This window comes from Paraburkholderia sp. (genome assembly GCF_049581445.1).
Taxonomy (GTDB): Bacteria; Pseudomonadota; Gammaproteobacteria; order Burkholderiales; family Burkholderiaceae; genus Paraburkholderia.
The window spans coordinates 1-8,803 of sequence record NZ_JBAURZ010000372.1; the positions used below are offsets into that span (position 1 = coordinate 1).

The window sequence follows — 8,803 nt, forward strand, 5'->3', positions numbered from 1 at the left end:
ACACGGGAGCGGCCACAGTGACCGCAACGGGCTCCGCCTTTTTGCGCGCGAGCGCGGCACGGCGTGCCACGGCGAGCCGATCGACGGTGGCGGGGGACATGCTGGCGGCGTTTTCGTCGAGCGCCCGGCGCACTTGCCTGGCGAACTCGAGTTCTTTAGTTTCGAGAGAGGAGCTCATAGCGTGATTCCTTTGGCCTTGAGCGCGTGCGCCAGCGTGTGGGTGGCCCGCGAACAGTGCGTCTTCACACTGCCTTCGGAGCAGCCCATTGCGGCGGCAGTCTCAGCGACATCCATATCTTCCCAATAACGCATGAGAAAGGCCTCCCGTTGACGTGCAGGTAATTTTTGGATCTCGTCGTCAATCAACTGTAAGACTTGTTCGCGTTCCAGCTTCTGCTCACTACTCTCGGCGCCAACCGAGCCTTCTTGTGCTTCGAATGTCTCCAGGGGGTCGAACTCGTCGTCCTCGCTGTTGCCCAGCGAAGAGAACAGCGTAACCCAAGTATTGCGTACTTTCTGCCGACGAAAAAAGTCGTGCATGGAATTTTGCAGAATACGCTGAAACAGCAGCGGAAGTTCGGCTGCTGGTCGGTCGCCGTATTTTTCGGCGAGCTTGATCATCGCGTCTTGCACGATGTCGAGCGAGGCGTCGTCGTCCCGCACGGCGTAGACCGTCTGCTTGAACGCGCGCCTTTCGACGCCCGCCAGAAAATCGGCGAGTTCCTTGTCTGATGCCATCCGTTGGGGGTCTGCGCAGCGAGCGTGCGCGTAATCGATCGAAATTGTCGTAAAACTGGCGGATGCTAACAAACTTTCGGCCCGCTGGGGAAAAACACGAAGCGGAATCGATACTTATGACAGGTTTTTGCAATGTTTTCGACGGGACCCGGGCAACTGTGACGGAAATATTTCCTTGACCTCGCCAGCCTCAGCAGATATCGTCGTCGGTTCGCAACATAAGTGACTTGTCTCAATTGAGGTGTGGCCCAAGAAGCTCACCTGTCAACTGGACGCGCCGCTTGAACCCGAGCCACAAGCCCGGCAGAGAGCACCCGATCAATTTTTTGCCGAAAATTCGAAAGGTGAATGAATGAATATGCCCAGCGCGGAATTCTCCACGTCGGATACGACTTCCCATCCCGAAACTGACTCTATCGGCGCCACCGTGCTCATGAAGGCACTGGCCGACGAAGACGTCGAGTTCGTTTGGGGCTATCCCGGCGGCTCGGTACTCTACATCTACGACGAGCTGTACAAGCAGGACAAGTTCCAGCACGTTCTCGTGCGCCACGAACAGGCCGCAGTCCATGCCGCCGACGCCTATGCGCGTTCGACGGGCAAGGTCGGCGTATGTCTCGTGACCTCCGGCCCCGGCGTCACCAATGCGGTGACCGGCATCGCCACTGCCTATATGGATTCGATTCCACTGGTGGTGATCAGTGGCCAGGTGCCCACGGCCGCCATCGGCCAGGACGCCTTCCAGGAGTGCGATACGGTCGGCATCACGCGTCCTTGCGTGAAGCACAACTTCCTCGTGAAGGACGTGCGCGAGCTTGCGGCTACCGTCAAGAAAGCGTTTTTTATCGCCCGTACCGGCCGGCCTGGCCCTGTGCTGATCGACATTCCGAAAGACGTGTCGAAGATGCCTTGCCAGTACGAGCCGTTAAAGAGCGTCTCGCTGCGTTCGTACAACCCGGTGACGAAGGGCCACTCCGGCCAGATCCGCAAGGCGGTGTCCTTGCTGATCGGCGCGAAGCGTCCGTACATCTACACCGGCGGCGGCATCATCCTCGCGGATGCGGCGCGCGAACTGAACCAGTTCGCCGACCTGCTCGGCTACCCCGTCACGAATACACTGATGGGTCTGGGCGGCTACCGCGCGAGCGACAAGAAATTCCTCGGCATGCTCGGCATGCACGGCACGTATGAAGCCAACATGGCCATGCAGCACTGCGACGTGCTGATTGCCATCGGTGCGCGCTTTGACGACCGTGTGATCGGCGATCCGGCACACTTTGCGTCGCGGCCGCGCAAGATCATCCATATCGACATCGATCCGTCCTCTATCTCCAAGCGCGTCAAGGTCGACATTCCCATCGTCGGCGACGTCAAGGAAGTGCTGAAGGAACTGATCGAGCAGTTGCAGACGGCCGAACATGGCCCGGACACTGCGGCGCTTGCCGACTGGTGGAAGGACATCGAAACCTGGCGCGCCAAAGACTGCCTGAAGTTCGACCGCAAGAGCGAAATCATCAAGCCGCAATATGTGGTGGAGAAGGCGTACGAACTGACCGATGGCAATGCCTTCGTGTGTTCGGACGTCGGTCAGCACCAGATGTGGGCGGCGCAGTTCTATCGCTTCAACAAGCCGCGCCGCTGGATCAACTCCGGTGGTCTCGGCACGATGGGTTTCGGCCTGCCGGCAGCGATGGGCGTGAAGATGGCGCACCCGGACGACGACGTGCTCTGTATCACGGGCGAAGGCTCGATCCAGATGTGCATTCAGGAGCTGTCCACCTGCAAGCAGTACAACACGCCGGTCAAGATCATTTCGCTGAACAACCGCTACCTGGGCATGGTGCGCCAGTGGCAGCAGATCGAATACAGCAAGCGCTACTCCCATTCGTACATGGATGCGCTGCCGGACTTCGTGAAGCTGGCCGAGGCCTACGGCCACGTGGGCATGCGGATTGACAAGACTGCGGACGTCGAGCCGGCGCTGAAAGAAGCGCTGCGCCTGAAGGATCGCACGGTGTTTCTCGACTTTCAGACCGATCCGACCGAGAACGTCTGGCCGATGGTACAGGCCGGCAAGGGCATCACTGAGATGCTGCTCGGCTCGGAAGATCTATAACGACCATTGCTAGCGTTGGCTTCGTCCTGCGCGCCTCCACAAAAGGCGAGAGCGGACGAAGCGACGCGCATCGGCTCGCATACGTCACACATCTGGAAGAAGCGAAACCATGAGACACATTATTTCCGTCCTGCTGGAAAACGAACCCGGCGCGCTCTCGCGGGTGGTCGGCCTCTTTTCCGCACGCGGGTACAACATTGAAACCTTGACGGTGGCTCCGACCGAAGATCGTTCGTTGTCGCGCATGACCATCGTTTCCATTGGCTCGGACGACGTGATCGAACAGATCACGAAGCATTTGAACCGCCTGATCGAGGTGGTGAAGGTGGTCGACCTTACCGAGGGCGCCCATATCGAGCGCGAGCTGATGTTGATCAAGGTAAGGGCGGTCGGCAAGGAACGTGAGGAGATGAAACGGATGTCGGATATTTTCCGCGGCCGCATCATCGACGTCACTGAGAAGACCTACACGATTGAACTGACAGGCGCGAGCGAAAAACTCGATGCGTTCATCGAAGGGATCGACGCCACCGCGATTCTCGAAACCGTCCGCACGGGCAGTTCGGGGATCGGCCGAGGCGAGCGCATTCTGAAGGTTTGACGCCGGGCCAGACCCATCGATCCAGGCCGGGCAGTGCCCGCAACCACCCGGCCATGCAGTACACCCGCATTATTTGAATTTCACTGAATCTAGCCAAGGAACTGACATGAAAGTTTTCTACGACAAGGACGCGGACCTCTCCCTCATCAAGGGCAAACAAGTCACCATCATCGGCTATGGCTCGCAAGGCCATGCACACGCGCTGAACCTGAGCGAAAGCGGCGTGAAGGTGACGGTTGGTCTGCGCAAGGGTGGCGCATCGTGGAGCAAGGCTGAAAACGCCGGCCTGCAAGTCAAGGAAGTGGCGGAAGCCGTGAAGGGTGCAGACGTCGTCATGATGCTGCTGCCGGACGAGCAGATCGCCGAAGTCTATGCCAAGGAAGTGCACGCCAACGCCAAGGAAGGCGCGGCGCTGGCATTCGCGCACGGCTTTAACGTGCATTACGGCCAGGTGATCCCGCGTGCCGACCTCGACGTCATCATGATCGCGCCGAAGGCGCCGGGCCACACGGTGCGCGGCACTTACTCGCAAGGTGGCGGCGTGCCGCACCTGATCGCAGTGGCGCAAGACAAGTCGGGTGCAGCACGTGATATCGCGCTGTCGTACGCAGCGGCGAACGGTGGCGGTCGTGCCGGCATCATCGAAACCAACTTCCGCGAAGAAACCGAAACCGATCTGTTCGGCGAACAGGCCGTGCTGTGCGGCGGTACGGTCGACCTGATCAAGGCTGGCTTCGAAACGCTGGTGGAAGCGGGCTACGCGCCGGAAATGGCGTACTTCGAGTGCCTGCACGAACTGAAGCTGATCGTCGACCTGATCTATGAAGGCGGCATCGCCAACATGAACTACTCGATCTCGAACAACGCCGAGTACGGCGAATACGTGACGGGTCCAAAGATCGTGACGGCTGAAACGAAGAAGGCCATGAAGCAGGTGCTGACCGACATTCAGACGGGCGAATATGCCAAGAGCTTCATCATCGAAAACCGTGCTGGCGCGCCGACGTTGCAGTCGCGTCGTCGTCTGACGGCTGAACACCAGATCGAAACGGTCGGTGCAAAGCTGCGCGCGATGATGCCGTGGATCGCGAAGAACAAGCTGGTTGACCAGTCGAAGAACTAAGCCAGTTGTCGTTCTCGACCGGCTCGGCGCGCAAGCGCCGGGCGTCGGTCATGCAAAAAGCCGTCCAAGGGTGCTGAACCCTGGGCGGCTTTTGCTATCCTACGGTTTTACAAAAATACAGAAGCCAATCCATGAATTACCCTCATCCGATCATCGCGCGCGAAGGCTGGCCATTTATTGCCATCGCGGCCGTCGTTGCGTTGTTGATCCAAGCCTTCGCGGGATTCGGCTTTGCCTGGCTGTTCTGGCTGCTGCTCGTCTTCGTCGTGCAGTTTTTCCGCGATCCGGCACGTCCCATCCCCACGCAAGCCAATGCCGTGCTGTGTCCGGCTGACGGGCGCATCGTCGCTGTCGAAACCACGCAGGATCCGTATGCCAACCGGGAAGCGCTGAAGATCAGTGTGTTCATGAACGTGTTCAACGTTCACTCGCAGCGCTCGCCCGTGGACGGCGCAATTTCGAAGGTCGAATACTTCCCGGGCGCCTATCTGAACGCAGCCGTGGACAAGGCTTCAACCGAAAACGAACGCAATGCGGTGGTTATCCAGACCGCCACCGGCCATACCGTGACGTCGGTGCAGATCGCGGGCCTCATCGCGCGCCGCATTCTTTGCTATGTACGTTCGGGCGAACCGCTCACGCGCGGCCAGCGTTATGGCTTTATCCGCTTCGGGTCGCGCGTCGACGTGTACCTGCCGGTGGGCAGCCGTCCGCGCGTGTCGATCGGGGAAAAAGTCTCAGCCTCGTCGACCATTCTTGCTGAACTCGAACTGTAAAGCGGCACAAAGGAGGTTTTCCGATGGCCGCATTCAAACGTCGTCCCCGTAACAACACTGCACCGCAGCCGCGGCCGTTCCGCCGCAACAAGCCGATGGGGCAGGAACCGGGGCCGATCGATAGCCGCCGCGCGGCGCGTCAGCAGTTTTTGAGGAAGCGCGGGATCTATCTGCTGCCCAATGCGTTTACCACGGCTGCGCTGTTCTGCGGCTTCTTCGCCGTGGTGCAGGCCATGAACGTGCGTTTCGAGGTCGCTGCCATCGCGATCTTCGTCGCCATGGTGCTCGACGGTATGGATGGTCGCGTGGCCCGCATGACGCACACGCAGAGCGCGTTCGGCGAACAGTTCGACAGCCTCTCGGATATGGTGTCGTTCGGCGTGGCGCCGGCGCTCGTCATGTACGAGTGGGTATTGAAGGACCTGGGCCGCTGGGGCTGGCTCGCAGCGTTCGTCTACTGCTCGGGCGCGGCATTGAGGCTCGCACGTTTCAACACTAACATTGGCGTGGTCGACAAACGCTTCTTCCAGGGTATGCCGAGCCCGGCTGCGGCCGCGCTGATCGCCGGTTTCGTGTGGCTCGCCACTGATAACCGCGTGCCAGTCAAGCTCGTTTGGCTGCCGTGGGTGGCGTTCGTGTTGACCATCTACGCCGGTGTGACGATGGTGTCGAACGCGCCGTTTTACAGCGGCAAGGCGCTCGACGTGCGGCACCGGGTGCCGTTCGGCGTGATTCTGCTGGTGGTGGTCGCGTTCGTGCTCGTGTCGTCGGATCCGCCGTTGATGCTGTTCGGCCTGTTCGTGCTCTACGGTCTGTCGGGCTATGTGTTCTGGGGCTACCAGATATTGCGCGGCAGGGCCAATCCGGCTCGTTCGGTGGAGCGGGATCGCTGAGCATCGCGCCGTCAGGCTGAATGCGCGTGCTTCAGCTACGCAGTTATGTTCAAAACGGCAGCCTCCGGGCTGCCGTTTTTCATTCCGCGTCCGCGCTGGCCGCCCGCCTGGAGCAGGTGTGGGGCTAATTGCAGGATTTTGCGAATGCCGCTATAGTCGCTGGATGGTCACTTTCACGTTCCCTTTCCAGTCTCTTCAAGCCGGCGCGCTGCTATGCGTGCTAGCGCTAGCGCGCCTACCGCGCTGATCGTTTTCGCCCTCCGTCTGCCTCGTTCGTTGTTTGGCGTCGCCTGCGGTGGCGCAAACACCCGAATTCCGTGTTTCTTCGATCCCCTTATTTAAACGAATCCCCACAGGAGACCCGAAATGGCAGACAAACTGATCATTTTCGACACGACCTTGCGCGACGGCGAGCAATCGCCCGGTGCGTCGATGACGAAAGAAGAGAAAATCCGCATCGCCAGTCAACTGGAGCGGTTGAAGGTAGACATCATTGAAGCGGGATTTGCGGCCAGCTCGAACGGCGACTTTGACGCGATCCACACGATTGCGTCGATGATCAAGGACAGCACGGTCTGCTCGCTCGCCCGCGCCAACGACAAGGACATCCAGCGTGCCGCCGATGCCCTGAAGCCAGCCGATCATTTCCGCATCCACACGTTCATCGCAACGTCGCCGCTGCATATGGAAAAGAAGCTGCGCATGACGCCGGATCAGGTGTTCGAGCAAGCGAAGCTCGCAGTGCGGTTCGCGCGCAAGTTCACCAACGACGTGGAGTTCTCGCCGGAAGACGGCAGCCGTTCGGACTTGGATTTCCTGTGCCGCGTGCTGGAAGCCGTGATCGCCGAAGGCGCGACCACTATCAATATCGCGGATACGGTCGGCTACGGCGTGCCGGAACTGTACGGTCAACTGGTTAAGACGCTGCGCGAACGCATTCCGAATTCGGACAAGGCGGTGTTCTCCGTGCATTGCCATAACGACCTCGGCATGGCCGTGGCGAATTCGCTGGCTGGCGTGCAGATTGGCGGCGCGCGTCAGGTGGAATGCACGATCAACGGTCTCGGCGAGCGCGCGGGCAATACGTCGCTCGAAGAAATCGTGATGGCCGTGAAGACGCGCAAGGATTACTTCGGTCTCGAACTCGGTATCGACACCACGCAAATCGTGCCGGCGTCGAAGCTGGTGTCACAGGTCACCGGTTTCGTCGTGCAGCCGAACAAGGCGGTGGTGGGCGCGAATGCGTTTGCCCACGCCTCGGGCATCCACCAGGACGGCGTGCTGAAGGCGCGCGACACTTACGAGATCATGCGCGCTGAAGATGTGGGCTGGAGTGCCAACAAGATCGTGCTCGGCAAGCTGTCCGGCCGCAACGCATTCAAGCAGCGTCTGCAGGAACTGGGCGTCGCGCTCGAAAGCGAAGGTGAGTTGAACACGGCGTTTGCGCGCTTCAAGGAACTGGCCGACCGCAAGTCGGAGATCTTCGATGAAGACATCATGTCGATCGTCACCGAAGAGTCCGAAGAAGCCCAGCAGCGCGAGCACTACAAATTTCTGTCGCTCTCGCAGCGTTCGCAGACCGGCGAGCAGCCGCACGCACGGATTGTGTTTTCGGTTGAGGGCAAGGAAGTGATTGGCGAAGCGCGCGGCAATGGTCCGGTGGATGCGACGCTCAACGCCATTGAGACCGAAGTGGGTAGCGGCTCCGAATTGCTGCTGTATTCGGTGAATGCAATCACGACGGGCACGCAGGCACAGGGCGAAGTGACGGTGCGTCTGTCGAAGAGTGGGCGGATTGTGAACGGCGTCGGTACTGATCCGGATATCGTGGCGGCCTCTGCCAAGGCGTACATCTCGGCGCTCAACAAGCTGTACTCGAACGCGGACAAGCTGAATCCGCAGCGTTCGGAAGGGCCTTAAGCGCTAGTGAGTTCGGCGGCGCGACCCGCGCCGCAGCACACAAAAAAAGCCTTCGCCACGTCATGGCGAGGGCTTTTTTGCATTGACCACTGCGGCTTGGTGCGCTCTACGGTCTGGTACACCGAGCGCACTCAGAAGAGGTTGCGGCGATCCGGGTCGTGCAGCGGATCAGGCGTCTTCTGCGTGAGTCTCAGGATGCCCTGATCGTCGAAGTAGAAGCTGTACATCATGTACCAGACGTTTGTTTCCAGATAGCGATACGTCCACACCTCGCGCTTCATCAGCGGGAAGTACGTGGTCTCTTCCGGACGGCCGAAATTGACCAGCACGTCGCTCCTGGTCCACGTGCCGATTTGAGCCCGGTAGAACTCGTTGGGCTGTAACACCTGGCGCACGTTGACGATCTTGCCGGCACCGTCGATGTCCGCTGCAGTGGTGGTTTCGCCCATGGGCTGGGTCGGCCACATCAGGCGTTTGCCGCCGTTGGGCAAGTCATAGACTTCGCGCGGAGGCCCCAGTTTGGCGACAATCGTGGCTTCGTCCTCGCCTTGCTGGAACTGCTGCCACGGCTGCGCGCAACCCGCCAGCAGGAGCGTGCCGAGGCAGGCGAGCGCCGCGCGCCGCAGATGCACGCGC

At 60.1% G+C, this 8,803-nt stretch carries 9 protein-coding genes; 6 read left to right on the top strand and 3 right to left on the bottom strand.

The genetic code is table 11. The features are described from left to right. Window positions 1-178, bottom strand: a 178-nt coding sequence (locus WCA85_RS32030; RefSeq protein ID WP_424069233.1) for a DUF3619 family protein, incomplete at its 3' end; no start/stop codon positions are given. Then, entirely contained in the window at window positions 175-738 is a 564-nt protein-coding gene (locus WCA85_RS32035) for an RNA polymerase sigma factor (protein ID WP_424069223.1), read from the bottom strand. The genes WCA85_RS32035 and WCA85_RS32030, both read right to left, overlap by 4 nt. Before the next feature lie 352 nt (window positions 739-1,090). Here WCA85_RS32035 and WCA85_RS32040 point away from each other — a divergent pair, with 352 nt between their 5' ends. The 6 genes from WCA85_RS32040 (at window position 1,091) to WCA85_RS32065 (ending at window position 8,167) form a co-directional block, all read left to right on the top strand. Then, the gene (locus WCA85_RS32040) at window positions 1,091-2,854 is read left to right on the top strand and encodes an acetolactate synthase 3 catalytic subunit (protein ID WP_424069225.1); all 1,764 of its coding nucleotides are present in this window, start codon (window positions 1,091-1,093) and stop codon (window positions 2,852-2,854) included. A gap of 109 nt (window positions 2,855-2,963) precedes the next feature. Then, window positions 2,964-3,455 (top strand): acetolactate synthase small subunit, encoded by a 492-nt coding sequence (ilvN, locus tag WCA85_RS32045; RefSeq protein WP_064272106.1) that lies wholly within the window; start codon window positions 2,964-2,966, stop codon window positions 3,453-3,455. Window positions 3,456-3,561: 106 nt separating this feature from the next. Beyond that, on the top strand, window positions 3,562-4,578 hold the full coding sequence (gene ilvC / locus WCA85_RS32050; RefSeq protein ID WP_117338214.1) for a ketol-acid reductoisomerase: 1,017 nt from the start codon (window positions 3,562-3,564) through the stop codon (window positions 4,576-4,578). Window positions 4,579-4,709: 131 nt separating this feature from the next. Continuing rightward, window positions 4,710-5,354: a phosphatidylserine decarboxylase gene (locus tag WCA85_RS32055; protein WP_424069228.1), complete on the top strand. Its 645-nt coding sequence runs from the start codon at window positions 4,710-4,712 to the stop codon at window positions 5,352-5,354. 23 nt (window positions 5,355-5,377) lie between these two features. Beyond that, window positions 5,378-6,247, top strand: a complete 870-nt coding sequence (pssA, locus tag WCA85_RS32060) for a CDP-diacylglycerol--serine O-phosphatidyltransferase (protein WP_424069230.1) — start codon at window positions 5,378-5,380, stop codon at window positions 6,245-6,247. Between the two features lie 366 nt (window positions 6,248-6,613). Further along, window positions 6,614-8,167 carry a 2-isopropylmalate synthase gene (locus WCA85_RS32065; protein ID WP_424069232.1) on the top strand — a complete coding sequence of 518 codons (1,554 nt, stop codon included), beginning with the start codon at window positions 6,614-6,616 and terminating at the stop codon, window positions 8,165-8,167. Window positions 8,168-8,298: 131 nt separating this feature from the next. Here WCA85_RS32065 and WCA85_RS32070 read toward each other — a convergent pair whose 3' ends face one another. After that, window positions 8,299-8,799 (bottom strand): hypothetical protein, encoded by a 501-nt coding sequence (locus WCA85_RS32070; RefSeq protein WP_424069235.1) that lies wholly within the window; start codon window positions 8,797-8,799, stop codon window positions 8,299-8,301. Window positions 8,800-8,803: the final 4 nt, after the last annotated feature.

What these genes read in the sequence shown, in the direction of transcription:
- ilvC (WP_117338214.1), top strand. Translation starts at nt 3,562, where the DNA reads ATGAAAGTTTTCTACGACAAGGACGCGGACCTCTCCCTCATCAAGGGC.
- pssA (WP_424069230.1), top strand. Translation starts at nt 5,378, where the DNA reads ATGGCCGCATTCAAACGTCGTCCCCGTAACAACACTGCACCGCAGCCG.
- ilvN (WP_064272106.1), top strand. Translation starts at nt 2,964, where the DNA reads ATGAGACACATTATTTCCGTCCTGCTGGAAAACGAACCCGGCGCGCTC.
- WCA85_RS32065 (WP_424069232.1), top strand. Translation starts at nt 6,614, where the DNA reads ATGGCAGACAAACTGATCATTTTCGACACGACCTTGCGCGACGGCGAG.
- WCA85_RS32040 (WP_424069225.1), top strand. Translation starts at nt 1,091, where the DNA reads ATGAATATGCCCAGCGCGGAATTCTCCACGTCGGATACGACTTCCCAT.
- WCA85_RS32035 (WP_424069223.1), bottom strand. Translation starts at nt 738, where the DNA reads ATGGCATCAGACAAGGAACTCGCCGATTTTCTGGCGGGCGTCGAAAGG.
- WCA85_RS32055 (WP_424069228.1), top strand. Translation starts at nt 4,710, where the DNA reads ATGAATTACCCTCATCCGATCATCGCGCGCGAAGGCTGGCCATTTATT.